Consider the following 24,242-nt stretch of genomic DNA (forward strand, 5'->3'; position numbering starts at 1 on the left):
TTGTGCCGACGATCAATATTCGTTCCGGTTTTCTTGGAATAAGTGAAAAGAAAAAAATCGCCTTGAAAGTTGCCCGTGAACTCAAAGGCCATGGACTTGACCCCGCTCACTGTATGGTGATTTTTAGTGCGCTGGATGAAGACAGTGTATTCAGCGCCGGTCTTTCGATGCCGATTAATCATGGCGACTCGAAGAAGAGTCGTGTGTTCTTTATTCGTGCATCAATCGCGGCCAGCCGCGATCAGTTTTTTCGCAAGGATTTCGCCACGCAACTGTTCAATTTTTTTAATGCCCAGTTTGCCGATGTATTTTTCTACCTGCAGTACGAAGATGTTTTCCCTGAAAGTGTTTTCTATTCCACAGGCGAAGCTCTGAATAACGCAGCCATAAAGGGTTAATAACATGATCAACTCCAACTCTGTAAAAGAAGATATTCGTTCAGCACTAGAGACCTTGCTTGGGCCTGAAGTCCGCGCCATCGGCGTTGACCAGAGCTTTCGTGACTTTATCGGCGAGCGCTTTGACAGCCTGATGGCCGTAGAAGTGGTGACCACCATTGAAGAGCGCTTCGGGATCGAGGTGGACTATGTGGGCGATGACGTCCGCTACTGGTTCGAGACCCTGGAAAAGATGGAGCAGTTTGTCAAAGAACGCCTGGAAGATAACGTTACCTTGCAGGCTATGTAAGCGATGAGCCTGGAACACGTTTTCAGCACCTCGGGGTCCACCAGCGCGCCGCGCCAGTGGGTCCGCACCCGGTGGCAAATGGAGCAGGAGGCGCGGATGATCCTGGGGGCATGGGCTCCGGGCGTTACCGATATCTTGTCGTTTGCGCCCACTGAACACAGCTACGGCATGATTCTGGGGCAGGTGGGGGCCGACGTGACCAAGGCGCGGCTGCAACGGTGCTCCCTGGAAAAACTGGTGCTGCCGGACCTGCAAGTCACGGGGCCTACGGTCATCCTGTGTATTGCCAGCACCTGGACATTGCTCCCCTCTTTACTCAAGCGCCTGGCCCCGCAGGTGCCGGTGTTGGTACTGCATAGCGCCTCGACGTTACCGTCCAAGGCGTACGAGGTGGTCAATCGTTTTGCCGGGGGCAATGTGCGTTTTGTCGAGATCCTCGGTTCGACCGAGACCGGTGCCATTGCCCATCGCCCCATCGCCGAGGCGAGCATGCCCTGGACGGTATTCGAGGATGTTTCATTGCTCAGCCCGATTGGCGTCGAGTCGCGCCTCAAGGTCCACAGCCTGCGGATCGCCAGGGCCGCTGGGAATCGGGTGGCGGCGCTGACCCACCAGAGCGATGACTGGATCCTGGCCGGGGAGCGCGAGCAGTTCCAGTGGTTGGGCCGCGCCAGCCAACTGATAAAAATCAATGGCGTGCGCCAGGACCTGGGCGTCCTGCGCGCCGAACTGGGTGCCGCGACCCAGTGCCAGCACCTCACCTGTGTGCCCCTGCGCGATGAGTTGCGCGGCGAGGCCTATGAAGTGCTGTTCAGCTCGCCGACCCTCAGTGAGGCGAGCATTACCTTGGCTATCGAACGCCTGGGCGTCCATTTTCCCAAGCCGGTGCAGATCCGGCGCGTCGAGTATTTGCCGTTGTCGGCCAGCGGCAAGCCGCAGGCTTGGGCTATCCAGCAAACAGGGAATTGAGTGTTATGAACACCCGTATTGCAGAGCAGAGCATTACCGCTTACCTGTCCGGCCACGCGAGTAGTGGTGAGCAAGCCGAGGCCATGCCGGACTTTCTCAAGTTGCCGTTACGCCAACGCCATCGCTTGCTGCAGGAACAGCCCCAACTACAACAACAGTGGGCCCGACAGTACAACCACTGGGCCGGCTGGGCCGACAACCAATACCGTTGCCTGGTGTCGAGTGTGATCGACGACAGTGCAATGTTCCGCCTGGGGGTCAAGGATACGGTCGACGTGGCGGGCATGCCGACGCGCCTGGGGCTGCGCAGCTATCGCCACTACCCCGAAGTTTCGGCCAGCGCCCTGTGTGGTTTGCATCCCGAGGTGCGCACCCTGTTCAAGGTCGCGACCACCGAACTCAATATCGGCTTTGGCTGTGGTGCCCGTAATCCGTTGTACCCCTCCATTGACCCGTCGGGCTCCAGCACCGGTTCGGCGGTCTCGGTGGCCGCCCACTTGTGCGATATCTCCTTGGGCACCGATGTGCTCGGCTCCGTGCGTTGGCCCGCGGCCCATTGCGGCATGGTCGGGCTGCGCATGACCCACAAGGCTTCCAATCTGGACGGCGTATTTCCGCTATCACCCTCCATGGATGCGCTGGGCTGGGTCACCCGCACCGCCGATGACCTGGATTTCCTGATGCCCAGGCTCGGCCTGGAGCAACACCTGGGCCAGCAGAGACCGCTGGCGGACACCTACCGGATTGGCGTGTTGAGCCACATCGACGAGGGCGTCACCAGCACCGCGATGCTCGACATGATGAAGCAGGCCAAAAGCCTGCTGGCCGACCTGAACATGCCTCAAGTCGCCATGCAGTTGCCTGAACTGTGGGACTGCCGCGGTGCCGCCTGGCAGTTGTGTGCCCGGGACGCATGGCTGGCTTCGAAGGTCTGGCGTGATGTATTCGATACCGAACTGCATTGGTCGACCCAGGCGGCTCTTGACGTTGGCGCCGGTGTTACAGACAGCGAGCACCTGCAGATAATCGAGCGTATGCACTCGGTACGGGCTGGGATCGAAGGCTGCTTCGAGGACGCCGCGGTGGATTTCGTGGTGTTCCCCATCGACCCTTGCCGGCCTTTCGATATCCGCAACCCACAGCCGGGGGATTCGACCATTCCGTGCCCGACCGACCCGGACTACGGGCAAAAAATCGGCTTCACCCCGTTGGCCAGTTTCAGCGGCCTGCCGGCCATCACCTTGCCGATCATCCTCAGTGCCGACGGCAAGGCACCCCTTGCCTTACAGATCATGGGGCGCCGCGACAGCGAGCTGCAATTGATTGACCTGGCCAAACGGCTTGAAGCGTTACGCGGTCCGTTACCTGCTGCTTCAACCGAACGATAAGGATCATCTGATATGTGTGGAATTACTGGTTGGGTCGATTTTTCGAGAGTCCTGACAGACCAGCTGCCGGTGGTGCGCGAGATGACCGCCAGCCTCGCCCGACGCGGCCCGGATGCCGAAGGTATCTGGCAGGGCCAGCATGCCTTGCTGGGGCATCGGCGCCTGGCGATCATTGACTTGAGCGGCGGCGCGCAGCCGATGACGTTTACCACGGCGGGTGGCGCCACGATGGCGCTGGTGTACACCGGTGAGGTGTACAACTATGTCCAATTGCGCGAGTCCTTGCGCAAGGCCGGGCATCAGTTCAATACCCAGAGCGACACGGAAGTGGTACTGCACGCCTATCTGGAGTGGGGCGAGCACTGCGTGGATCACCTCAACGGCATGTTCGCCTTTGCCATTTTCGATGAGCGCCACGGACGTTTCCTGCTGCTGCGCGATCGCCTGGGGGTCAAGCCGCTGTTCTATGCCTCGCTGGACTCGGGCCTGTTGTTCGCCTCGGAGCCCAAGGCCATCCTCGCCCACCCGCAGTTCCAGCGCTCGCTGGACGTCGTGGGCCTGGTGGATGCATTGTCCCTGTCCAAGGCTACCGCGCAGACCCCATTCAAGGGCATTCGTGAGTTGCCTGCGGGCCATCGCTTGCAATTGCTGGCCGGGCGGGCGCCGTTGGTGCAGCGTTATTGGTCGCTGGAGCGTTGCGAACACACCGACAGCGAGGCGCAAACGGTGGAGAAGACCCGCGCTTTGCTGGAGAAGGCGTTGGGTGAGCAACTGTATGCTGACGTGCCGGTGTGTACGCTGCTTTCCGGTGGCCTGGACTCGACCATTCTCACTGCCATGGCCCAAAAGAAATTGCAGGCAGAGCACGGGCGAGTGGTTAACTCGTTTTCCGTGGACTTTGTCGGCCAGGCCGAGCAGTTCCGCGCTGATACGTTCCGTCCGGATCGCGACCAACCCTTCGCCCTGGCGGCGGCCGAAGCCATCGGCAGCCATCACCAGACGATCCTGATCGACAACCAGGAACTGGTGGATGAGGCCGCGCGGCAATCGGTGTTCAGGGCCAATGATTCGGCCCAGACCTTCGGCGATGTGGATACCTCGCTGCACTTGTTGTTCAAGGCCATTGGCGAGCATTCCACCGTAGCCATTTCCGGTGAGGCGGCGGATGAGGTGTTTGGCGGTTATGCCTGGTTTCGCGATCCTCAGGCCCTGGAAGCCCAGCGCTTTCCCTGGCTGTCGCGCATGCAGCTGTTGCAGAGCGAAATGATCAACCCGGACTTCAACAAACTCTGTGATTTTACCGAGTACCAGCGCGCCAGTTATGGCCAGGCGGTGGACAGTGTCGAACACCTGAGTGGCGACAGTCTTGAGGAGCGCAAGATGCGTGAGGTCTGCCACATGCATTTGCATCGCTGGCTGCCGATCCTGCTGGATCGCAAGGATCGCTTGAGCATGTACGCCAGCCTCGAAGTGCGGGTGCCCTTTACCGACCATGAGCTGGTTCATTACGTCTACAACGTGCCGTGGAGCATCAAGGGCAAGGACGGCGTGGAGAAGTGGTTGCTCAAGCAAGCCTGCGCCGACCTGGTACCGGCTGCCGTACTGCAGCGCAAAAAGAGCCCGTATCCGACGTCAGCCAACCTCGCTTATGAGCAGTTCCTGCGTGGTCAGACCCGGGCGCTATTGCAGCAAGCGGATAACCCGGTGTTCCAGATTATTGATCGCACTCACCTGCGTCGCGAGCTTGAGCAGCCGGTGAGTTATTTCAACTCTCAACTCAAGCGCAATAATCTGGAAACGGCCCTGTCCCTTGCGGCGTGGCTGAAGGATTACAAGCTGGCGCTTTAACTGAGCTGGGTGGCCAGTGTCTTTTCAACCTGGGGGGCGGCGCCGAAATCGAGCATGGATATGAAACTGTCCATCAAGGGTGATTCGTTGTGGGTGTTCCACGTCATGTAGAGGCCGATTGCCGGGTTGGGGGACGCGGTGACTGGGTAGATCCGGCGAAACAACACCTTGTCGCGCATGATCGAGTTGGCAATCGACTCGGGTACCAGGGCCACGCCGAAGCCACAGGCCACGAGACCGATCAAGGTATGGATCTGCGCGGCCTCCTGGACCACCTTGGGATAAAAACCGGCGGCTTCACACAAGGCAATGAGCTGACTGTGATAGCCGGTGCCCAGGGCTTCCGGGGTGAACACGAAGTCTTCCCCGGCGAAATCCCTCAGGTCGATCTGGCCATCCCGCGCCTTGGGATGATGAGTGGGCATTGCCATCACGATCTCTTCATCCAGCAGCAGGCGCGACTCGACGTTTTCCGCCGAGATTGGCAACTTGCGCATGAACGCGATATCCGCTTCCCCCGAAAGGATTGCCTTGGCCTGGCTGGAGGACGGCATCTCCTTGATGATCAGTTGGACCTTGGGAAAGGTTTCTCGGAACTGGCGCAGGGTACTGAGCAGCGACTCGTAGTAGGCGATCGATACGGCGGTTACGGTCAGTTTGCCCGCGATGCCTTCGGACACCTGGCGCGCGTGTTCGATACCCAGCTCCAACTCCTTGAGGGTGCTGTAGGCCGCATTCAGGAAAGCACCGCCGGCAGGGGTCAGTTTTACTCCGCGCTTGTTGCGGGTGAACAGGCTAAACCCCAGTTTGTCTTCCAGGCGATTGATGGCCTGGCTCAAGGGTGGCTGGGCCATGTGCAGGCGAATAGCGGCCTTGTGAAAATGCAGCTCTTCAGCCACGGCGATGAATTGGCGCAGCAGGCGGGTTTCGATCATTTCTTCTGTTCCTTCATTTGAATTGATCAGGGGAGGGCAATGTTACCGGCTATTGGACGCTCGATTGAGTGTTAAATACCGTTATTTGATATTTTGGATCCGGATTTTACAAGCCCATTCAGCAGGCCTAAATGCCATGGGGAAGTTCATGGATGGGGGGAGACAGGTGAATATTCTTTAATGCTTCACAAGAGTTAAACGTTAACTTGATATAGGGTAAGTATCAATTTGCGCCGTCGTTAGTATTAAACAAGCCAGATATTCATTGTTAAGGTGAGGTGATAATCAAGAGGAAGAACCAATGAACTTTACAGGTAAAACAGCGGTTGTAACGGGCGCTGGCCGAGGGTTGGGTTTTATTTATGCCCAAGAGTTGGCGAAATTGGGCGCCAATGTGGTGATCAGTGATGTTGGCTCGGATAACCTGGGTGCGGGGACCGATGCCTCGATTGCCATGGACGCTGCGCGAACGCTTCAGTCCAAGGGGTTTAGCGTGGTTGGCCACCATGGCGACCTTTCCACGGAGCAGGGTTGCCAGCAGTTGGTAGAGACGGCCATCAAGGCGTTTGGGCAACTCGATATCCTGATTCACAACGCCGGTTGGGTGGGTTATCAATCTATTGAAGATGCGGATGCAACTTTCATTGGGCGAGCGGTGGATATCAATATCTATACGCCTGTGTGGTTATGCAAGCATGCCTGGAAACACCTCAAAAAATCTGCTGCTGCGCGGGTGGTGCTGACTTCATCGGATCGGGCGATGTACCAGCAATATGCACAACCCGGCCTGACGGCGTATGCCGCAGGTAAAATGGCGCAACTGGGTATTATGAATGCACTGAGTATGGAAGGTGCAGAGGCGGGCATCCTGGTCAATGCGGTATCGCCGGTGGCCAAGACCCGTATGTGGGGCGTGAAGGGCGAGCCGGAAAACCTCAAGCCCGAATGGGTAGCCCCTGGCGTGATCTTCTTGGCGTCGCAGCAATGCCAGGACACCGGCTATATCCTGCGCGCCAGCAATGGCCAATTTACGGCCACACGGTTTGCCGAGAACCCGGGTGTCGACTATCCCGTCGATCTCGCCCGGATCAGCGCAGCCAGCGCCGAGCAAGTTGCTCAACAGTGGGACCACATCAAGGAGTGCTGAAAATGTCTGCTCAGGAAGAGCTACGTCTTTTTGCATCGTGCCAGGCCGACCTGGGCGAAAGCCCGGTCTGGGACGAAGCCCAAAACAGTTTGTTATTCGTGGATATCAGTGGCGGGCAGATCAATGCCCTGGATCAACAGGCCAACCTCACGCGACTGTATGAGTCGCCTTCGCGGATCGGTGCGTTGGCGTTGACCCAGAAGGGCAATCTGATTTTTGCCCAGAATGCCGGGGTTGCTATCCTCGACCGCACCAGCCTGCGGGTTATCCATAACTCCAAACTGGCCATCACCCTCTCGTCCTATCGTTTCAACGATGGTGCTTGCGACCCCCAAGGGCGTTTTGTCACCGGCTTGATGGATGAAGGGCACAGTCGAAGCACCGGCAAGCTCTATCGCTACGATGCCGGCTTGAATGCCTCGGTGATGCTGGATCACATCAGTCTGCCCAACGGCCTGGCCTGGTCGATCGACGGCACCGAGCTTTTTTTTGTCGACTCAGTGGCCTGTACCATTTACCGCGCCCGTTACCCGGCCAACGGCAGTTACCTGGAACAAGTGGCAGTGTTTGCCCAGACACCTACCGAACTGGGCCGCCCGGACGGCCTTGCGCTGGACACGGAAGGCGGCCTTTGGGTCTGCCAGTTCAACGGCGGCTGCCTGCTCAGGTACGACCGTAACGGCGTCTTGACCCAGACCTTGCCAGTGCCAGTACCGCGCCCCACAAGTTGCTGCTTTGGCGGGCCGGACATGCGTACCTTGTTCATTACCACCGCCAAGTTCGGCATGTCGGCCGCCGAGCAGGCGGACTTCCCGGAAGCGGGAAATATTTACAGTATCCGGTTGCCTGTCCCCGGTGTTCCTCGCCACCGTTTCAAAGAACTGTGAGCCCAGTGGCATCAAGGGCGTGGCAGGCCTGTAGGAATCAGTGAGTAATCGGTCAGTGTCATGACCTTCTCTTGAATCTCCCCCACCATCGCGCCGTGCTCTGCGGCGCTTTTTGCCTTGATGGCCGACCATTCCTGGTCGGCCATTAATTTTTCCCATCCCTGGCGCATCACGTTGGCATCCGGCCACTTGATCAGATAGACAAATTCGGTGCGCTGGTCGGTCTTGGTTTCCCACAAGGCAATGATGTCGAACCCATAGCGAGTCATGATCCGCATGGCGTGATCGCGGAATCGCTCATGAAATGCGGCTTTGTTGGTCTCGAAAATCTCGTAGACACGCAATTGATAGACGGCGTCTTGTTTCTTGGCCGGCACGGTTGTTTCCACCGGGCTGGCGTGGGCAGTCAGTGAGGGCATGAACAGGCCTGCGAATGTCATGAGGTGGAAAGCCAATAGCGTGGTTTTAAGTCCCGCCATGATTGATCCTGCCGCAAGAATGAGGGAGGGGCCGCTGATGCGGGCGATGCATGGATATTTGGGGAGCGGGAAGGCTTTGTATAATATTTTTTGCCTGACCGTTTGAGACGCGGCAGGTCTCAATGGATGCGCAAATCGATCGTCATTCACTGGGCTTACAAGGAAACGGTTGTGAACCGTAGAAAGCAAAAAACCCGCACTAGGCGGGTTTTTTGGGTGCTTTCAGGTGTGCTTGGCATCACCTGAAAACGAAAGGTGGTGCCCAGAGACGGAATCGAACCGCCGACACGGGGATTTTCAATCCCCTGCTCTACCGACTGAGCTATCTGGGCAACGGGGCGCATTAAACGGGTTTTTCAGGGGGTCGTCAAGCAAGTTTTCAAAAAATATTTAATTATTACCGTCGCTTACGTGCCGACCCCGGTTTTTGATCAATTATTGAGCAGGCGGCACGTAGCCGTCAGCCTTGGCGTAATCCTCGCCGGAAAAGTACTTGTCCATCTCGCCTTGAAGATATTTGCGATCTTCGGCGTTCATCATGTTCAGGCGTTTTTCGTTGATCAGCAGGGTCTGGTGCTTCTGCCAGTCGGCCCAGGCCTGGGCGGAGACATGGTCGAAAATGTCCTGACCCTTGGCACCTGGGAACGGGGCGCGCTCCAGGGCAGGCAGTTCTTTGTGGTATTTGCGGCACATGATGGTGCGGGTCATGACGAAACTCCTGCGTTCAATACATCGGCCGCGCGCTTCAGCAGTTTTTTTACCGGGGCGGCAAGGCCCAGGCGCGGCGGGGTGGCGAGGTTATACCAGAGCCAGTCGGCCTCGGCCACGTGATGGGCCGATTCCTCGACCCGGACCAGCCAGGGTTCGATAGCTAACTGGAAATGGCTGAAGGTGTGGACCAGCCCAGGCAGCGCCTGCTGCTTGCCCAGCGCCAGTGAGTGCTGGTTGGCCAGGTGTTCCAGGTCATTCAGGTCGTCCAGTTCCGGCAAGCTCCACAGCCCGCCCCACAGGCCCGTAGACGGGCGACGGTAAAGCAGGATCGCGCCCTCATGGTTGGCCAGCAAGGGCATCAGCGTGCGCTTTTGCGGGATGGTCTTGCGTGGCTTGGGGATCGGGTAGCGGGTCTCCAGGCCCAGCATGTGCGCTTCACAGCCCTTTTCCAGCGGGCACAGCAGGCAGCTGGGCTTGCTACGGGTGCAGAGGGTGGCGCCCATGTCCATCATCGCCTGGGTGTAGGCGTTGACGCGATCGTGCGGGGTAAAGCGCTCTGCGGTGGCCCACAGCTGCTTGGCGACCTTGGGCTCGCCCGGATAGCCTTCCTGGGCGGTAAAGCGCGCCAGCACGCGCTTGACGTTGCCGTCGAGGATCGGCGCGCGCAGGCCCATGCTCAGGCTGGCGATGGCGCCAGCGGTGGACAGGCCGATACCGGGCAGTTCGGTGAGCTTCTCGACGTCGCGGGGAAACTCGCCGCCGTGCTCGGCGACGACGATCTTTGCGGTCTTCTGCAGGTTGCGTGCGCGGGTGTAGTAGCCCAGCCCGGTCCACAGGTGCAGCACTTCATCTTCCGGTGCGGCCGCCAGGGCTTCGACTGTTGGCAGCGAGGCCATGAAACGGTCGAAGTAATTGAGTACGGTGCTGACCTGGGTCTGTTGCAGCATGATTTCCGAGACCCACACCCGATAGGGGGTGATGCCCTGCTGCCAGGGCAGGTCATGGCGACCGTGCTGGTCGTACCACTCCAGTACGGCCGCTGAAAATTGCTCGTTCCTCATCGGTTGAACAAACCTTTGAGGGCGTCTTTGAGCTTGGGATTGACCTTGTCGAGCTTCTCTTCAATCTTCTCGCTGAGCTTGTTGCCCGCCATCTTGGCCGCCACCTGGCCCAGGCCGTCCTTGTCCAGGCGGCAGGCCTTGGCGCCCAGCTCCAGCGGGCCACGGCAGCGCAGCGGGACTTCGATGCCGCGGAAGTTCGAGCCTACCTGGCAGGCCGGGTCCGGCATGTCGCGCTTGTCGCCTTCGACGATGATGCCTACGCGGTAGTCCATGCCCAGCACGCGCAGGTCGATGTCGCCATTGCCGTTGACGGTCAGGCCGGGGATCCGCACTTTCAGGTCCGGGTTGCTGGCGACGCCGTTACGCAAGGTCAGGTTGCCCTTGAGCTCCTGGAATGGTGTGTCCTTGCCGCGCGGCTCGCTGGCCAGGGTCTTGCGATTGAGCAGGGCGATGCCGGTACACAGCTGTTGTTCAATGTTGGCGTTGAGCAGCACGCCATTGTTGATCACAAAGCTGGCACTGCCGTTGAGGCTGTCGATCAGCGCCTTCTGGCTATTGCCGCGTCCCGTCAGGTTGCTATCTAGGGTGAGTTGGCCCTTGACTGGTGGGGTTTTGCCCTGGGCCTGGAGGATGCGTTCGACCGGCACTTGCTTGATTTTGGTCTGCAGTGCCAGTACGGGCACATCTTCGCGGGCGTCAAGGTTGCCGTTGGCCTGGAACGTGCCGTTGTAGAGGCCACCGCTCAAGGTGTCGAGCTTGAGCTGACCACCCTGGCCGGAGGCTTTGAGGGTGGCGTTCTCGATGGGTAACTGGCCGAGGGTCAGTTGGCCGAAGGACAGGTCGGCAATCACATCCAGCGTGCGCAGGCGTGCCAGTGGCAGCAGTTTGTCGGTGCTCCAGGCGCCTTTGGTCGGTGCGTCCGGCAGCGGTGTGGTACCACCGGCGGCCATGGCCCCGGCTTCGCTGCTCTGCACTTCGGCCTGGCGTGCGACGGCGGCGCTGTTGGCCGCCTCGGACTTGGTCGGCAGGTAGTTATCGGCGTTGAACGTGTCGGCCTTGAGCTGGACGCGCAGGGATTGCTTGGCAAAGTCTTCAACGGCCAGGCGCCCGGTAAAGGTACTGCCGTCGAGTTTCAGGTTCAGGTCTTCCAGCGCGATGCTCGAAGGCGTGCCTTGCAGGCGGCTGACCAGTTCGACCTTGCTCAGGCTGCCGGGGGCCATGGCCGGCAGTGGCTGGCCGACGCTGTCGAGGAACTTGGCCAGGTCAAACTGGGCAATCGACAGGGCGCCGCTGACCTGTGGGGTTTTATCCAGGTCGTTGACCTTCAGTTCGCCCAGCGCCCGCAGTTGGTTGAGCGAGAGCTTGAGGCTGGTCCACTCGGCAATGTTCGCCGACAGGTCCACCAGCAACTGGCCCTGGGTGGCAAACGTCACGGTCTTGCCTTGCAGCGGCTCGCCCGTGGCTTCGCCGGCAATTTTCATGTCTTCGAACTGATAGCGCTTGAGGGCGCGGTCAAAGCGCAGCTCGCCGTTGAGTTCGCTCTTGACCCGCATGACCGGCTGGTTGCTGCCGAAGAACGCGGTGAGCTTGACCGGAATGCTCGCGCCTTCATGCACGGCACCGGTGCTCAGTTGGATGCTTTCGGCGCTGAATTGCTTGCCGGTCTGCTCGTCGTTGTACTCGATACGCGCGTTGTTGACCGTCAGGCTGTCGATATCCAGGCGGATCGGCTGGGCCGCTTTCTCCGGCGCTGGCGCCGTGGTTGGTGCTGGCGTCGCGGGCACCTCGGCGGTGCCTGTGGCCGCAACGGCCGGCGCCTTGCCGATATCTTCCCAGTTGCCATGGCCTTGCTTGTCACGGGTCAGGCGCAGGTTCAGGCCCTCGACGCGCACATCGCTCATCTGCACTTCGCGGCGCAGCAATGGCAGCACGCGTACCGACAGGCCAAGCATCTGCAGGTCGGCGAATGGTTGGGCAGGATTGCTCAGGGTGGCCACGCTGGCTTCATGCAGCTCCAGGCCCAGCCACGGGAACAGGCTCCAGCCGATATCGCCATTGAGCGTCAGCTCGATGTGGGCCTTGTCGCGGGCAATCTGGCGAATCTCGTCTTTATAGTCGTTGGGATCGAAGAGGTGGGTCAGGGCAAAGCCCAGGGCCACAATGATCAGCAACAGCCCGAGAAGTACCAGACCCAGGATTTTGCCGAACGCTTTCATGGGCGAGTCCTTGTATGTCGATTTTAAAATTTAGCCGCTGAGTATAACGCCGCGAGGCCGGTGGCTGTTTACGCATCGTTACATCGTGTCAAACAAAACAGATGAGCCGAAAAAGGTAGTGTCAGTTTGGTTTTTCTGTCACCGGCAAATGCTAATCTCTGCGCGTTCGCCCGCCTTCTGCGACTAAACGTCGCGCTTACAGGGAGCTTTACTCAACAGAACGGCCACGCCTCGCGTGCAAAGGCCGAGGAGGAGAGCGCCTGGCGAACACAGACTAATAACTGGGGGAAACACCAATGAGCACTAGCACTGCGGCCGGATCTACCGCCGCGCAGCCTGCGTTCCTGTCCAAGGAGCGCATCATCGCCAAGCCCGGGTTCAACCGCTGGCTGGTTCCGCCGGCCGCCCTGGCCATCCACTTGTGCATCGGCATGGCCTACGGTTTCTCGGTGTTCTGGCTGCCGCTGTCCAAGGCGCTGGGCGTCACCGCGCCGGTCGCTTGCGCACCGGACATGAGCTTTATCGCGCAGATTTTCTCGTCGTCCTGCGACTGGCCGATCTCCATGCTGGGCTGGATCTACACTCTGTTCTTTATCTTCCTGGGCTGCTCGGCGGCGATCTGGGGCGGCTGGCTGGAACATGCCGGGCCGCGCAAGGCGGGCGTTGTGTCGGCCTTGTGCTGGTGTGGTGGCCTGCTGATCTCGGCGCTGGGGATTTATACCCACCAGATCTGGCTGATGTGGCTCGGCTCTGGGGTGATTGGCGGTATCGGCCTGGGCCTGGGCTATATCTCGCCGGTCTCGACCCTGATCAAGTGGTTCCCGGACAAGCGCGGCATGGCCACGGGCATGGCGATCATGGGCTTTGGTGGTGGTGCGATGGTCGGCGCCCCCCTTGCAGCGGCACTGATGGGCCACTTCGCTTCGCCGACCGGCGTGGGCGTATGGCAGAGCTTTTTGGTCATGGCCGCGATCTACTTCGTGTTCATGATCGGTGGCGCCTTGTCCTACCGCGTGCCGCCGACCGGCTGGAAGCCTGAGGGCTGGACCGCGCCGGCGAAAAAAGCCAGCAACGCGATGATCACCCACCGTCACGTCCATGTGAACGTGGCCTGGAAAACCCCGCAATTTCGCCTGGTGTGGCTGGTGTTGTGCCTGAACGTGTCGGCCGGTATCGGCATTCTCGGCATGGCGTCGCCGTTGTTGCAGGAAGTGTTTGGCGGCAAGTTGCTGGGTGTCGATGTGCCATTTGGCCAACTGGATGCCGGGCAACTGGCCTCCATCGCGGCCATCGCGGCGGGTTTCACTGGCCTGTTGAGCCTGTTCAACATTGGCGGGCGGTTCTTCTGGGCGTCGTTTTCCGATTACCTGGGCCGTAAAAATACCTACTTCGTGTTCTTCGCCCTGGGCTTTGCCCTGTATGCGTTGATCCCGAACCTCGGCCACCTGGGCAACGTCTCGCTGTTCGTGGCGGCGTTCTGCATCATCCTGTCGATGTACGGCGGCGGTTTCGCGACCGTGCCGGCCTACCTGGCGGACCTGTTCGGTACGCAAATGGTCGGCGCGATCCATGGTCGCCTGCTCACCGCCTGGGCTGCGGCTGGCGTGCTGGGCCCGGTGTTGGTGAACTACTTGCGTGAATATCAGTTGAGCATCGGCGTCGAACGCGCCGCAGCCTATGACATCACCTTGTACATCCTCGCCGGCCTGCTGGTGCTGGGCTTTATCTGCAACCTGCTGGTGCGTCCGGTGGCCGACAAGTACTTCATGACCGACGCTGAGCTGGCGGCCGAACAGGCGCTGGGCCATGACAAGGGTGCTGATGCCAGCACGTCCCTGGAGTGGAAAGCCGCTTCCGGCACCGTGCCATTGGCCATTGCCGCGTGGCTGGTGGTGGGTATTCCGCTGGCGTGGGGCGTGTGGGTGACCTTGCAGAAGACGGCAGTGTTGTTCCACTAACACCGCTGTAGGCATGTGGGCCCGGTTCCTGTGGGAGCCGGGCTTGCCCGCGATAGAACCAGCTCGGTGTATCTGTAGTACTCAGGCGTCTGCATCGCAGGCAAGCCAGCTCCCACACTTGTACTGACATGTCTATCCCCGACACGCGGTCAGTCTTATCCCCTCCGATGTTTCTGTTTAGCGCCCGCAGCCCCTATAATGGCCACCTTTTTCGCCCAATGATTTTGCGGAGTTGGTGATGGCCGAACGTAAGGCGTCCGTCGAGCGCGACACTCTGGAAACCCAGATCAAAGCCTCGATCAACCTGGATGGCACCGGAAAGGCCCGATTTGATATCGGTGTCCCTTTTCTTGAGCACATGCTGGATCAAATCGCCCGTCATGGGCTGATCGACCTGGATATCGTCAGCAAGGGCGACCTGCATATCGACGACCACCACACCGTGGAGGATGTCGGTATCACCCTCGGCCAGGCGTTTGCCAAGGCCATCGGCGACAAAAAAGGCATCCGCCGTTATGGCCACGCCTATGTCCCGCTGGATGAGGCGCTGTCGCGGGTGGTCATCGACTTCTCCGGCCGCCCAGGCCTGCAGATGCACGTGCCGTACACCCGCGCCACCGTGGGCGGCTTCGATGTGGACCTGTTCCAGGAGTTTTTCCAGGGCTTCGTCAACCATGCGCTGGTCAGCCTGCATATCGACAACCTGCGTGGCACCAACACCCACCACCAGATCGAAACTGTGTTCAAGGCTTTCGGCCGCGCCCTGCGCATGGCCGTGGAGCTCGATGACCGCATGGCAGGGCAAATGCCTTCGACCAAGGGCGTTCTGTAATGCAGACGGTCGCGGTTATCGACTATGGCATGGGCAACCTGCATTCGGTGGCCAAGGCCCTCGAACATGTAGGTGCCGGCAAAGTGCTGATCACCAGCGATGCCAAGGTGATTCGCGAAGCCGACCGGGTGGTGTTTCCCGGTGTGGGCGCGATTCGCGACTGCATGGCTGAAATTCGCCGCCTGGGCTTTGACAGCCTGGTGCGCGAAGTCAGCCAGGACCGGCCGTTCCTCGGGATCTGCGTGGGCATGCAAGCCTTGCTCGATCGCAGTGAAGAAAACGGCGGCGTCGACTGCATCGGGCTGTTCCCGGGGGACGTGAAGTTCTTCGGCAAGGACCTGCACGAAGACGGCGAGCACCTGAAAGTCCCACACATGGGCTGGAACGAAGTGCGCCGCACCGTCGATCACCCGCTGTGGCATGACATCCCGGACATGGCGCGTTTCTACTTCGTGCACAGCTACTACATCGCCGCCGGTAACCCGCGCCAGGTGGTGGGTGGCGGGCACTACGGCGTCGATTTCGCCGCGGCGCTGGCCGAAGGCTCGCGCTTTGCCGTGCAGTTCCATCCGGAGAAGAGCCATACCCATGGCCTGCAATTGCTGCAGAACTTCGCCAGCTGGAACGGGCGCTGGTAATGGCCAAGAAGATCAAGCCGCCGATCCTCAATCTCACTCCCCAGCAGGAGAGTGAGGCGACCGACAAGATCAAGCGTTTCATGGAAGACCGCTTCGAGCTCAGGCTCGGGTCGTTCGAGGTGGCTGAGATCCTCGAACTGTTTACCACTGAAATTGCTCCGCACTATTACAACAGGGCGATTTTCGATGTGCAGACGCACCTTAAAGAAAGGTTCGAGAGCATCGAAAGCGACCTGTGGGCGCTTGAGAAACCCTGATTTTTCAAGCAATGCTGAATATCGAATAAGGTTTGCCAGATGCTGATTATCCCCGCTATCGATCTCAAGGACGGCGCTTGCGTACGCCTGCGCCAGGGCCGCATGGAAGATTCCACGGTGTTCTCCGATGACCCGGTGAGCATGGCTGCCAAGTGGGTGGAGAGTGGCTGCCGCCGCCTGCATCTGGTGGACTTGAACGGCGCTTTCGAAGGCCAGCCGGTCAATGGCGAAGTGGTTACGGCCATCGCCAAGCGCTACCCGAACCTGCCGATCCAGATCGGCGGTGGCATCCGTTCCCTGGAAACCATCGAGCACTACGTCAAGGCGGGCGTGAGCTACGTGATCATCGGCACCAAGGCCGTGAAAGACCCGGCCTTCGTCGCCGAGGCCTGCCGCGCGTTTCCGGGCAAGGTGATCGTGGGGCTGGATGCGAAAGATGGTTTTGTCGCCACCGACGGCTGGGCTGAAATCAGCACCGTGCAGGTGATCGACCTGGCCAAGCAGTTCGAAGCCGACGGCGTGTCCGCCATCGTTTATACCGATATTGCCAAAGACGGCATGATGCAGGGCTGCAACGTACCCTTCACCGCCGCACTGGCCGCCGCGACCAAGATCCCGGTGATCGCTTCCGGCGGTATCCACAACCTGGGCGACATCAAGTCGCTGCTGGACGCCAAGGCTCCAGGGATCATCGGCGCGATCACCGGCCGTGCGATCTATGAAGGTACCCTGGACGTCGCCGAGGCCCAGGCCTACTGCGATGCCTACAACGGCTGAGGACTGACCATGGCGCTGGCCAAACGCATCATCCCTTGCCTGGACGTCGACAACGGTCGGGTGGTCAAGGGCGTCAAGTTCGAGAACATCCGTGACGCCGGCGACCCGGTGGAAATTGCCCGTCGCTACGATGAGCAGGGTGCCGACGAGATTACCTTTCTCGACATCACTGCCAGCGTCGACGGCCGCGACACGACGCTGCATACCGTCGAGCGCATGGCCAGCCAGGTGTTTATCCCGCTGACCGTGGGTGGTGGCGTGCGCACCGTGCAAGACATCCGCAACCTGCTCAATGCCGGTGCGGACAAGGTCTCGATCAACACCGCCGCGGTGTTCAACCCCGAGTTTGTCGGCGAAGCCGCGCAGCACTTTGGCTCGCAATGCATCGTCGTCGCCATCGACGCCAAGAAGGTTTCCGGGCCGGGCGAAACCCCGCGCTGGGAGATCTTCACCCACGGCGGTCGCAAACCTACCGGGCTGGACGCAGTGGAGTGGGCGATGAAGATGGAAGGCCTGGGCGCTGGTGAAATCCTGCTGACCAGCATGGACCAGGACGGCATGAAAAACGGCTTCGACCTGGGCGTGACCCGCGCCATCAGCGATGCGCTGGGCATCCCGGTGATCGCTTCCGGTGGTGTCGGTAACCTGCAGCACCTGGCCGACGGCGTTATCGAAGGCCACGCCAGCGCGGTGCTGGCGGCGAGCATTTTCCACTTTGGCGAGTACACCGTTCCCGAGGCAAAGGCCTACATGGCGGCGCGCGGAATCGTCGTACGCTAAACGTCACTGGACACCATGACAGGCTCGCGGCACTCTGGGGCCTGCCATGGATTCCGGTAACCCTTGATGCTCAAAGACCTGCTTCTTGCCCTCGCCAGTTCCTCCATTTTATTGGCGGGTTCGCCCCATGCTGCCGAGCCGTCTGGTGATTCCCTGGTGTTGTTGACGGAAAACTTTCCGCCTTACAACATGGCGAAAAACGGCAAGAACTTCGCCAAAGATGAAAACATCGAAGGCATCGCCGCAGACATCGTGCGCGAAACCTGCAAGCTTGCCGGTATTTCCTACAACCTCACCCTGCGCTTCCCCTGGGAGCGAATCTATAAACTCGCCCTGGAAAAGCCCGGCTATGGGGTCTTTGTCATGGCCCGCCTGCCGGACCGTGAAGCGTTGTTCAAATGGGTCGGCCCGATTGGCCCGGATGATTGGGTGTTGCTGGCCAAGGCCGACAGCCCCATTCAGTTGACCGATCTTGAGCACGCCCGTAGCTACAAGATCGGTGCCTATAAAGGCGATGCCATTGCCCAGACCCTGGAAAAACGCGGGCTCAAGCCGATTATCGTGCTGCGCGACCAGGACAATGCGCAAAAGCTCATGGAGGGGCAGATTGACCTCTGGGCCACTGGCGACCCTGCTGGGCGCTATCTGGCGCGCCAGGTCGGTGTTTCCGGACTCAAGACGGTGCTGCGCTTCAACAGCGCCGAGCTCTATCTGGCGCTGAACAAGGAAGTGCCGGATGAGGTAGTGGCCAAGCTGCAGGCGGCGCTGGACCAGTTGCGTAAAGAGGGTGTCGTTGACGAGATCATGACGCGCTACCTGTAGGAGCGAGCTTGCTCGCGAAAAACTCACAAGCGCCGCGTTTAACCAGGCAGCTCGCGTTATCGTTGACGGTTTTCGCGAGCAAGCTCGCTCCTACAGGTTTCAGCGGTAAATTCCGTCCTTGCCGTGCCCAGCCATGGCCCGGTTGCTGCGCACACTGATCATCAGCTTGATATCAATCCACTCGATGCCCTGTGCCTTGAGCTTGGGCAGTTCGCGCTCCAATACCGCCAGGGTCTGCGGATAAGGATGGCCGATCATCACGGCCGAGCCCTGTTTGTGGGCCAGCTTGATAGCGGTCTGCAACTGCGTGGTGATGGCCGCTTCGGTGCGTTCGTCATCGAGAAATACATCCCGCGAGACATGCGCCAGGTCAATCTTCTGCGCTTCAGCGGCGGCCACGGTCTTGGCGCTGGTGCGGCTGTCGACAAAGAACTTGTGGCGGCGTTGCAGTTCACCCATCAACCAGGCCATGGCGCCAGGCTCGGTGGTCATGCGGCTGCCCATATGATTGTTGATGCCTGCGGTGTAGGGCACAGCCTTGAACGCCGCGTCCAGGCGCTTGCCGAGTTCTTCGATGGACAGCTCCGGGTGCCAGGCGAACGGGCCGGTAGCCGGGTCCATGGGCATGTGCAGGATCACGATCTTGCCGGCCTTGTGCGCCTCGCGGGCAAATTCGGCGGCGTGAGGGGTGTCAGGCATGATTGCCGCAGTGACCGGCCCGGGCAGGGCCAGCACGCGACGGTCGCGAGGCAGGTTCTGCCCGAGGTCGTCGATGATCAGCGTCAGGTAAGCCTTGTGGGGCTGGTTGGCAGGGTTCGCCTGGGCGACCCCTGCCATACAGCACAGCAAGGCGATGATCAGGGCAAAACGCATATCAACGGCTGCGCGTAATGCTCAGGCCCTTGAGCAGGCTCAGCGCCTGGGCCAGCTGGTAGTCATCGTCCTGAGGCATCGGCTTGGCTTTCGGGCCGCTGCCGGTTGGCTGGTCGGCACCGCCGTTGCCATTGCCCAGGTGACCTTGCAGGTCGGCTTCCTTGAAGTACTCGTTGTCGGTCTCGTTGGTGATCTTGGCCCGACGAACTTCGATATCCGGGACGATGCCCTGGGCCTGGATCGAGCGCCCGTTAGGCGTGTAGTACAACGCCGTGGTGATTTTCAGTGCGCGTTCGTTGTTCAGTGGCAGCACGGTCTGCACCGAGCCTTTGCCGAAGCTGGTGGTGCCCATCAGCACGCCGCGTTTCTGGTCTTGCAGGGCGCCGGCGACGATTTCCGAGGCCGAGGCGCTGCCACCGTTGATCAGCACCGCCAGTGGGACGTTTTCGCTCAGGTCCTTGCCGGTGGCCGAGAAGCGCAGTTCGGAGTTGGCGATACGACCCTTGGTGTAGACGATCAGACCCTTGGTGATGAAATGGTCGACCACTTCCACCGCCGATTGCAGTACGCCGCCCGGGTTGTTGCGCAGGTCGAGGACGATGCCGTTGAGCTTCTTGCCGTTGTCCTTGCGCAACTTGGCCAGGGCCTTGGCCACTTCGTCGCCGGTCTTGACCTGGAACTGGGTGATGCGGATGTAGCCGTAGCCGGACTCCAGCAACTGGCTCTTCACGCTCTTGACCGTGATGGTGGCGCGGGTCAGGGTCACGTCAAACGGGCTGCCGCCGTCGCGTACCAGGGTCAGGGTGATTTTCTGGCCGACCTTGCCGCGCATCTTGTCGACGGCTTCGGTCATGGTCTGGCCCCGGGTCGGCTGGCCGTTGATCTTCACGATCAAGTCGCCAGCCTGGATGCCGGCCTTGGACGCCGGGGTGTCGTCGATCGGCGACACCACCTTGATGATGCCGTCCTCGGCGCCGACTTCAATGCCCAGGCCACCAAATTCGCCGCTGGTGCTTTCCTGCAGCTCGGCGAAATCTTCCGGGCCCAGGTAGGCAGAGTGCGGGTCAAGGTTGCTGAGCATGCCTTTGATGGCATTTTCCAGCAGAGTCTTGTCGTCGACGGGTTCGACATAGGCTGCCTTGATCCGGTCCATGACCTCGGCAAAGGTGCGCAATTCGTCCAGCGGCAGCGGCGCCTTGGTGGTCGCGGCCATGGCTGACGGGGCGGTCTGGTCGGCGAATGCCATAGGCGCGCCGATTATCAGGGCGATCGTCAGGGCCAGCGATGTGAGGCGGGACAAATGCAGCATGTCGAACGAACTCCTAATGTAGATGCGGCCCTATCCTTGGGCGCGACACCATTGTGCAGGGTCGCTTGGGCGGCCCTGCTGACGAATAGCGAAGTACAGCGCCGGGGTGTCCTGGCCGCCACTGTTACCGACAGTGGAGATGGATTCACCGGCTTTTACAACATCACCTGCGGCCTTGAGCAATGTCTGATTGTGGCCGTACAAGCTCAAATAGCCATTGCCGTGGTCAAGAATCACCAGCAAACCGGCGCCGCGCAGCCAATCGGCAAACACCACGCGCCCGCCGTGGACGGCATGTACCTGGCTGCCCGCGGAGGCGCTGATCATCACGCCGTCCCACTTGGTGCGGGTGTCATCGCCACGGGTTTCACCGAAGCGTGCCAGTAGTCGACCATCAACTGGCCATGGAAGTTTGCCTCGGGCAGTAGCAAAAGGCCCGCCAAACGATTCGCCGGCACTGGAAACCAGTGGGCCAGGTGCTGCGCGCGCGGGTTTGCGCGGGGCGTCGGTGGCGACCGCCTCGGCTTCACGCTGGCGCTTTTTTTCTGCTTCCTGCTGGGCGATCAGCGCTTTTTGCCGCGCTTGCTCGGCCTCGCGGGCCTGGCGGGCCAGGGTTTCCTCGATGGTTTTCAGCACTTTGGCCAGATCGGCCTGGTCCTGCTGGCGCGCCTGGAGCTTGGCATCCCGGGCTTTTACGTCGCTGTTGAGCTTGGCGAGTGCCTGCTGGCGTTCCTTGCGCACCTTGTCCAGTTCGTCGCGCTGGGTGTCGAGGCTGCTTTTGTGGGCCAGCAGTTGGCTTTGCTGGTCAGCGATTTCCTGCTCGACATTGGCCAACTGGCGCAGGGTCTCGTTGAAGCTTTTGAGTTGCTCCAGGCGCGCAGTGCTCAAGTAGTCGTAGTAGGTGAGGGTGCGGGCGAATTTTTCCGGGTTCTGCTGGTTGAGCAGCAGCTTGAGGTATTCCTGGCGGCCGTTCTGGTAGGCGGCACGGGCCTGGATCGCGATCAGGCGTTGCTGTTCAACGCGCGCGCTCTGGAGTTTTTTTTTCTCACCGTCGAGTCGCTCCAGTTCCGACTCGCTTTTCTTTAGTTCTTTTTGCAGCTCCTGGACCTGCTTCTCCAGCTTGCCCATTTCGGTTTCCGTGCCGCGCAGGTCTTTCTGCACCCCGGATTTTTCTTCCTGGAGTTTGCCGAGCAGTTTTTTCAGCTCGGTAATGTCCTGACGCGTAGCGTCCAACTGTTGTTGGGTTTGCGCGCGCTCGTCGGCAAAGGCCGGTTGGAGCAGGCAGACAAGAGCAAGGGTAATCAAGGCGCGAAGCATAGAGGCGGGCGACACCAGGGAAAGGGACGGCCTAGTATGCCCGGCCCACGCGGCAAAAAAAACGTCCAATTCGGGCTGGCGGGCAAGTTAGGCGCCCAGTGGCGCGGGTGTGGCTAAAAGCCATCTTCAAAAACACCACCTACCCATGTGGGAGCGGGCTTGCCCGCGATTGCGTTGTGTCAGCCATGGAAATGTCGACTGATCCACCGCTATCGCGGGCAAGCCCGCTCCCACATTGTTTAGTGGTGGGTTTGAAAATTAGACCAGGATCGACGTACCGGTCATCTCCACCGGCTTCTCCAGCCCCATCAGCATGAGCATGGTCGGCGCCACGTCTGCCAGCACGCCGCCTTCGCGTACCTTGAAGTCGCGCTTGCCCACATAAATGAATGGCACCGGCTCGGTGGTATGCGCGGTGTGGGCCTGGCCGGTGGATTCGTCGGACATCTGCTCGCAGTTGCCATGGTCGGCAGTGATCAGCGCTTCGCCGCCAACCTTCTCTAGGGCCTCGACGATGCGACCTACGCACAGGTCCAGGCATTCCACGGCCTTGATCGCCGCTTGCAGGTTGCCGCTGTGGCCGACCATGTCGCCGTTGGCGTAGTTGACCACGATTACGTCATAACGCTGGTGTTCAATGGCGTCGACGATCTTGTCGGTAACTTGCGGTGCGCTCATCTCTGGCTGCAAGTCGTAGGTGGCGACTTTCGGCGATGGGATCAGGATGCGCTCTTCGCCCGGGAACGGTTCTTCGCGCCCGCCGGAGAAGAAGAAGGTGACGTGGGCGTATTTCTCGGTTTCGGCAATGCGCAGTTGGGTCTTGCCGTTTTTCGCGAGGTAATCGCCCAGCACGTTTTCCAGGCTGCCCGGCGCGAAGGCCGAAGGGGCCGGGATGCTGGCGGCGTATTGGGTCAGCATCACGAACTCGACTTTCGGCTGGCGTGCGCGTTCGAAGTCTTTGAAACCGTCATCGACGAACACATGGCTCAGTTCGCGGGCACGGTCGGCGCGAAAGTTCATGAACACCATCGCGTCGCCATCTTCGACTTTCACCGGCTCGCCGATGGTGGTGGCCTTGACGAACTCATCGCTCTCGCCACGGGCGTAGGCCGCTTCCAGGCCTTGCTGGGCGGTGGCGGCGTTGAATTCGGCGTTGCCGTCGACGATCAGGTTGTAGGCCTGGGCCACGCGGTCCCAGCGGTTGTCGCGGTCCATGGCGAAGTAGCGGCCAACCAGGCTGGCGATACGGCCCTTGCCGAGCGCGGCGAAGGTCGCGTCCAGCAGCTCGATGGACGATTGCGCGCTTTTGGGTGGGGTGTCGCGGCCATCAAGGAAGGCGTGCAGGTAGATCTTCTCGGCGCCGCGCTTGAAGGCCAGTTCGGCCATGGCTACAAGGTGGTCCTGGTGGCTGTGCACGCCACCGTCGGACAACAGCCCCATGAAATGTACGGCCTTGCCGGCGGCAACGGCTTTATCCACCGCCGCACAGATGGTCGGGTTCTCGAAGAACTCGCCATCGCGGATGGCTTTGGTCACGCGGGTGAAGTCCTGATACACCACTCGTCCGGCGCCCAGGTTCATATGGCCGACTTCGGAGTTGCCCATCTGTCCATCCGGCAGGCCGACATCCATGCCGGAACCGGAGATCAAGCCATTGGGCACCGTGGCGCACAGGCGGTCTAGAACAGGCTTGTTCGCCGCGAATACCGCGTTGTCGTGGGGGTTTTCACTGTGACCGAAGCCATCGAGAATCATCAGGACCAAAGGTTTAGGCGTGGTAGTCATAGATCCTCTCGCGGCGGTATTAAAGGAAGGCGATTGAAAAGTGAGTGGCAGTTTAAAGCGAAGTTCCGATGCCGTCACCGCTTTACGGGGCTTGGCCCCCCATGACGGCTGTGTATACTTACCGCCATTTTAACGCCCTGGAACCTCCTTGATGGTTGATCACCTGATTGCATTTGCTACCTCTCACTATCTGCTGGTCGGTGCCTTCGTCGTACTGCTGGCACTGCTGATTGCTCATGAAGTGAGCCGTGGCGGCCGTAGCCTCAGCACGGGCGAGCTGACCGCGCTGGTCAACAAGGACCAGGCCGTAGTGGTTGACCTTCGTCCGGTCAAGGATTTTGCCGCCGGTCACATCGTTGGTGCGCTGAATATTCCCCAGGACAAGCTGATCGCCCGCATCGCCGAGCTGGAAAAGCACAAGGCCAAGACCATTATCCTGGTCGACGCCCAAGGCCAGCACTCCGGCGGCCATGCTCGCGAACTGATGAAAAGCGGTTTCACCGCGGCCAAGCTGTCGGGTGGTATCTCCAGCTGGCGCGCCGATAACCTGCCGTTGGTGAAGTGAT

The 24,242-nt window shown here is 60.2% G+C and carries 24 protein-coding genes and 1 tRNA gene; 15 read left to right on the forward strand and 10 right to left on the reverse strand.

Features of this window, described 5'->3' with window-relative positions:
* Positions 1–2 precede the first annotated feature (2 nt).
* Genes BFQ03_RS28205 through asnB form a run of 5 tightly spaced genes read left to right on the forward strand, consistent with a single transcriptional unit; the run spans position 3 to position 4,892 of the window.
* On the forward strand, positions 3–398 hold the full coding sequence (locus BFQ03_RS28205; protein ID WP_139115756.1) for a hypothetical protein: 396 nt from the start codon (positions 3–5) through the stop codon (positions 396–398).
* A 4-nt stretch (positions 399–402) separates the two neighbouring features.
* Positions 403–687, forward strand: coding sequence for an acyl carrier protein (locus BFQ03_RS28210; protein ID WP_239695297.1), 285 nt, complete (start codon positions 403–405; stop codon positions 685–687).
* Positions 688–690: 3 nt separating this feature from the next.
* Positions 691–1,656: a class I adenylate-forming enzyme family protein gene (locus BFQ03_RS28215; protein WP_065944506.1), complete on the forward strand. Its 966-nt coding sequence runs from the start codon at positions 691–693 to the stop codon at positions 1,654–1,656.
* 5 nt (positions 1,657–1,661) lie between these two features.
* The gene (locus BFQ03_RS28220; protein WP_065944507.1) at positions 1,662–3,044 is read left to right on the forward strand and encodes an amidase family protein; all 1,383 of its coding nucleotides are present in this window, start codon (positions 1,662–1,664) and stop codon (positions 3,042–3,044) included.
* Between the two features lie 12 nt (positions 3,045–3,056).
* Positions 3,057–4,892, forward strand: coding sequence for an asparagine synthase (glutamine-hydrolyzing) (gene asnB / locus BFQ03_RS28225; RefSeq protein ID WP_065944508.1), 1,836 nt, complete (start codon positions 3,057–3,059; stop codon positions 4,890–4,892).
* Here the strand turns inward: asnB and BFQ03_RS28230 are convergent.
* Positions 4,889–5,827 (reverse strand): LysR family transcriptional regulator, encoded by a 939-nt coding sequence (locus BFQ03_RS28230; RefSeq protein ID WP_032862301.1) that lies wholly within the window; start codon positions 5,825–5,827, stop codon positions 4,889–4,891. The genes asnB and BFQ03_RS28230 overlap by 4 nt on opposite strands.
* A gap of 301 nt (positions 5,828–6,128) precedes the next feature.
* Between BFQ03_RS28230 and BFQ03_RS28235 the strand changes: the two genes are divergently transcribed.
* The gene (locus BFQ03_RS28235) at positions 6,129–6,974 is read left to right on the forward strand and encodes an SDR family NAD(P)-dependent oxidoreductase (RefSeq protein WP_065944509.1); all 846 of its coding nucleotides are present in this window, start codon (positions 6,129–6,131) and stop codon (positions 6,972–6,974) included.
* A 2-nt stretch (positions 6,975–6,976) separates the two neighbouring features.
* The gene (locus BFQ03_RS28240; protein WP_065944510.1) at positions 6,977–7,861 is read left to right on the forward strand and encodes an SMP-30/gluconolactonase/LRE family protein; all 885 of its coding nucleotides are present in this window, start codon (positions 6,977–6,979) and stop codon (positions 7,859–7,861) included.
* An 11-nt stretch (positions 7,862–7,872) separates the two neighbouring features.
* Here BFQ03_RS28240 and BFQ03_RS28245 read toward each other — a convergent pair whose 3' ends face one another.
* The 5 genes from BFQ03_RS28245 to BFQ03_RS28265 all read right to left on the reverse strand — a co-directional run bounded on the left by BFQ03_RS28245 (position 7,873) and on the right by BFQ03_RS28265 (position 12,328).
* Positions 7,873–8,490, reverse strand: coding sequence for an NIPSNAP family protein (locus BFQ03_RS28245; RefSeq protein ID WP_239695298.1), 618 nt, complete (start codon positions 8,488–8,490; stop codon positions 7,873–7,875).
* A gap of 106 nt (positions 8,491–8,596) precedes the next feature.
* A tRNA-Phe gene (locus tag BFQ03_RS28250) sits at positions 8,597–8,672 on the reverse strand.
* A gap of 103 nt (positions 8,673–8,775) precedes the next feature.
* The gene (locus BFQ03_RS28255; protein WP_032862296.1) at positions 8,776–9,048 is read right to left on the reverse strand and encodes an oxidative damage protection protein; all 273 of its coding nucleotides are present in this window, start codon (positions 9,046–9,048) and stop codon (positions 8,776–8,778) included.
* A complete protein-coding gene (mutY, locus tag BFQ03_RS28260; protein WP_032862295.1) occupies positions 9,045–10,112 on the reverse strand; it encodes an A/G-specific adenine glycosylase in 1,068 nt (355 codons plus the stop codon). The genes BFQ03_RS28255 and mutY overlap by 4 nt, the downstream gene beginning before the upstream one ends.
* Positions 10,109–12,328, reverse strand: coding sequence for an AsmA family protein (locus BFQ03_RS28265; protein WP_065944512.1), 2,220 nt, complete (start codon positions 12,326–12,328; stop codon positions 10,109–10,111). The genes mutY and BFQ03_RS28265 overlap by 4 nt, the downstream gene beginning before the upstream one ends.
* 296 nt (positions 12,329–12,624) lie before the next feature.
* Between BFQ03_RS28265 and BFQ03_RS28270 the strand changes: the two genes are divergently transcribed.
* The 7 genes from BFQ03_RS28270 to BFQ03_RS28300 all read left to right on the forward strand — a co-directional run bounded on the left by BFQ03_RS28270 (position 12,625) and on the right by BFQ03_RS28300 (position 18,392).
* Positions 12,625–14,286 carry an OFA family MFS transporter gene (locus BFQ03_RS28270; protein WP_032862292.1) on the forward strand — a complete coding sequence of 554 codons (1,662 nt, stop codon included), beginning with the start codon at positions 12,625–12,627 and terminating at the stop codon, positions 14,284–14,286.
* A 238-nt stretch (positions 14,287–14,524) separates the two neighbouring features.
* On the forward strand, positions 14,525–15,118 hold the full coding sequence (hisB, locus tag BFQ03_RS28275) for an imidazoleglycerol-phosphate dehydratase HisB (RefSeq protein ID WP_003218037.1): 594 nt from the start codon (positions 14,525–14,527) through the stop codon (positions 15,116–15,118).
* Entirely contained in the window at positions 15,118–15,756 is a 639-nt protein-coding gene (hisH, locus tag BFQ03_RS28280; RefSeq protein WP_032862291.1) for an imidazole glycerol phosphate synthase subunit HisH, read from the forward strand. Before hisB ends, hisH begins: the two co-directional genes overlap by 1 nt.
* Complete coding sequence (locus BFQ03_RS28285) at positions 15,756–16,013, forward strand: DUF2164 domain-containing protein (protein ID WP_029295898.1); 258 nt, start codon at positions 15,756–15,758, stop codon at positions 16,011–16,013. The genes hisH and BFQ03_RS28285 overlap by 1 nt, the downstream gene beginning before the upstream one ends.
* A gap of 39 nt (positions 16,014–16,052) precedes the next feature.
* A complete protein-coding gene (hisA, locus tag BFQ03_RS28290; RefSeq protein WP_065944513.1) occupies positions 16,053–16,790 on the forward strand; it encodes a 1-(5-phosphoribosyl)-5-[(5-phosphoribosylamino)methylideneamino]imidazole-4-carboxamide isomerase in 738 nt (245 codons plus the stop codon).
* 9 nt (positions 16,791–16,799) lie between these two features.
* On the forward strand, positions 16,800–17,570 hold the full coding sequence (hisF, locus tag BFQ03_RS28295) for an imidazole glycerol phosphate synthase subunit HisF (protein WP_003171107.1): 771 nt from the start codon (positions 16,800–16,802) through the stop codon (positions 17,568–17,570).
* A gap of 66 nt (positions 17,571–17,636) precedes the next feature.
* Positions 17,637–18,392 carry a substrate-binding periplasmic protein gene (locus tag BFQ03_RS28300; protein ID WP_032862289.1) on the forward strand — a complete coding sequence of 252 codons (756 nt, stop codon included), beginning with the start codon at positions 17,637–17,639 and terminating at the stop codon, positions 18,390–18,392.
* Positions 18,393–18,491: 99 nt separating this feature from the next.
* On the opposite strand, the gene BFQ03_RS28305 is transcribed toward BFQ03_RS28300, so the two are convergent.
* The 4 genes from BFQ03_RS28305 to gpmI all read right to left on the reverse strand — a co-directional run bounded on the left by BFQ03_RS28305 (position 18,492) and on the right by gpmI (position 23,676).
* On the reverse strand, positions 18,492–19,265 hold the full coding sequence (locus BFQ03_RS28305; RefSeq protein WP_065944514.1) for a divergent polysaccharide deacetylase family protein: 774 nt from the start codon (positions 19,263–19,265) through the stop codon (positions 18,492–18,494).
* Between the two features lies 1 nt (position 19,266).
* Positions 19,267–20,574: a S41 family peptidase gene (locus BFQ03_RS28310; RefSeq protein ID WP_032862287.1), complete on the reverse strand. Its 1,308-nt coding sequence runs from the start codon at positions 20,572–20,574 to the stop codon at positions 19,267–19,269.
* 30 nt (positions 20,575–20,604) lie between these two features.
* A complete protein-coding gene (locus BFQ03_RS28315; protein WP_065944515.1) occupies positions 20,605–21,891 on the reverse strand; it encodes a murein hydrolase activator EnvC family protein in 1,287 nt (428 codons plus the stop codon).
* Between the two features lie 258 nt (positions 21,892–22,149).
* Positions 22,150–23,676, reverse strand: coding sequence for a 2,3-bisphosphoglycerate-independent phosphoglycerate mutase (gene gpmI, locus BFQ03_RS28320; RefSeq protein ID WP_065944516.1), 1,527 nt, complete (start codon positions 23,674–23,676; stop codon positions 22,150–22,152).
* 151 nt (positions 23,677–23,827) lie between these two features.
* On the opposite strand from gpmI, the gene BFQ03_RS28325 reads away from it, so the two are divergent.
* Positions 23,828–24,241, forward strand: a complete 414-nt coding sequence (locus tag BFQ03_RS28325; RefSeq protein ID WP_032862282.1) for a rhodanese-like domain-containing protein — start codon at positions 23,828–23,830, stop codon at positions 24,239–24,241.
* Position 24,242 lies beyond the last annotated feature (1 nt).

This window comes from Pseudomonas sp. 25 R 14 (assembly GCF_900004755.1).
Taxonomy (GTDB): Bacteria; Pseudomonadota; Gammaproteobacteria; order Pseudomonadales; family Pseudomonadaceae; genus Aquipseudomonas; species Aquipseudomonas brenneri.

What these genes read in the sequence shown, in the direction of transcription:
- BFQ03_RS28300 (WP_032862289.1), top strand. Translation starts at nt 17,637, where the DNA reads ATGCTCAAAGACCTGCTTCTTGCCCTCGCCAGTTCCTCCATTTTATTG.
- BFQ03_RS28325 (WP_032862282.1), top strand. Translation starts at nt 23,828, where the DNA reads ATGGTTGATCACCTGATTGCATTTGCTACCTCTCACTATCTGCTGGTC.
- hisF (WP_003171107.1), top strand. Translation starts at nt 16,800, where the DNA reads ATGGCGCTGGCCAAACGCATCATCCCTTGCCTGGACGTCGACAACGGT.
- BFQ03_RS28255 (WP_032862296.1), bottom strand. Translation starts at nt 9,048, where the DNA reads ATGACCCGCACCATCATGTGCCGCAAATACCACAAAGAACTGCCTGCC.
- BFQ03_RS28285 (WP_029295898.1), top strand. Translation starts at nt 15,756, where the DNA reads ATGGCCAAGAAGATCAAGCCGCCGATCCTCAATCTCACTCCCCAGCAG.
- BFQ03_RS28240 (WP_065944510.1), top strand. Translation starts at nt 6,977, where the DNA reads ATGTCTGCTCAGGAAGAGCTACGTCTTTTTGCATCGTGCCAGGCCGAC.
- mutY (WP_032862295.1), bottom strand. Translation starts at nt 10,112, where the DNA reads ATGAGGAACGAGCAATTTTCAGCGGCCGTACTGGAGTGGTACGACCAG.
- BFQ03_RS28220 (WP_065944507.1), top strand. Translation starts at nt 1,662, where the DNA reads ATGAACACCCGTATTGCAGAGCAGAGCATTACCGCTTACCTGTCCGGC.
- BFQ03_RS28215 (WP_065944506.1), top strand. Translation starts at nt 691, where the DNA reads ATGAGCCTGGAACACGTTTTCAGCACCTCGGGGTCCACCAGCGCGCCG.
- BFQ03_RS28230 (WP_032862301.1), bottom strand. Translation starts at nt 5,827, where the DNA reads ATGATCGAAACCCGCCTGCTGCGCCAATTCATCGCCGTGGCTGAAGAG.
- BFQ03_RS28235 (WP_065944509.1), top strand. Translation starts at nt 6,129, where the DNA reads ATGAACTTTACAGGTAAAACAGCGGTTGTAACGGGCGCTGGCCGAGGG.
- BFQ03_RS28310 (WP_032862287.1), bottom strand. Translation starts at nt 20,574, where the DNA reads ATGCTGCATTTGTCCCGCCTCACATCGCTGGCCCTGACGATCGCCCTG.
- hisB (WP_003218037.1), top strand. Translation starts at nt 14,525, where the DNA reads ATGGCCGAACGTAAGGCGTCCGTCGAGCGCGACACTCTGGAAACCCAG.
- BFQ03_RS28305 (WP_065944514.1), bottom strand. Translation starts at nt 19,265, where the DNA reads ATGCGTTTTGCCCTGATCATCGCCTTGCTGTGCTGTATGGCAGGGGTC.
- BFQ03_RS28210 (WP_239695297.1), top strand. Translation starts at nt 403, where the DNA reads ATGATCAACTCCAACTCTGTAAAAGAAGATATTCGTTCAGCACTAGAG.
- BFQ03_RS28265 (WP_065944512.1), bottom strand. Translation starts at nt 12,328, where the DNA reads ATGAAAGCGTTCGGCAAAATCCTGGGTCTGGTACTTCTCGGGCTGTTG.
- asnB (WP_065944508.1), top strand. Translation starts at nt 3,057, where the DNA reads ATGTGTGGAATTACTGGTTGGGTCGATTTTTCGAGAGTCCTGACAGAC.
- BFQ03_RS28315 (WP_065944515.1), bottom strand. Translation starts at nt 21,891, where the DNA reads ATGCTTCGCGCCTTGATTACCCTTGCTCTTGTCTGCCTGCTCCAACCG.
- BFQ03_RS28270 (WP_032862292.1), top strand. Translation starts at nt 12,625, where the DNA reads ATGAGCACTAGCACTGCGGCCGGATCTACCGCCGCGCAGCCTGCGTTC.
- hisA (WP_065944513.1), top strand. Translation starts at nt 16,053, where the DNA reads ATGCTGATTATCCCCGCTATCGATCTCAAGGACGGCGCTTGCGTACGC.
- hisH (WP_032862291.1), top strand. Translation starts at nt 15,118, where the DNA reads ATGCAGACGGTCGCGGTTATCGACTATGGCATGGGCAACCTGCATTCG.
- gpmI (WP_065944516.1), bottom strand. Translation starts at nt 23,676, where the DNA reads ATGACTACCACGCCTAAACCTTTGGTCCTGATGATTCTCGATGGCTTC.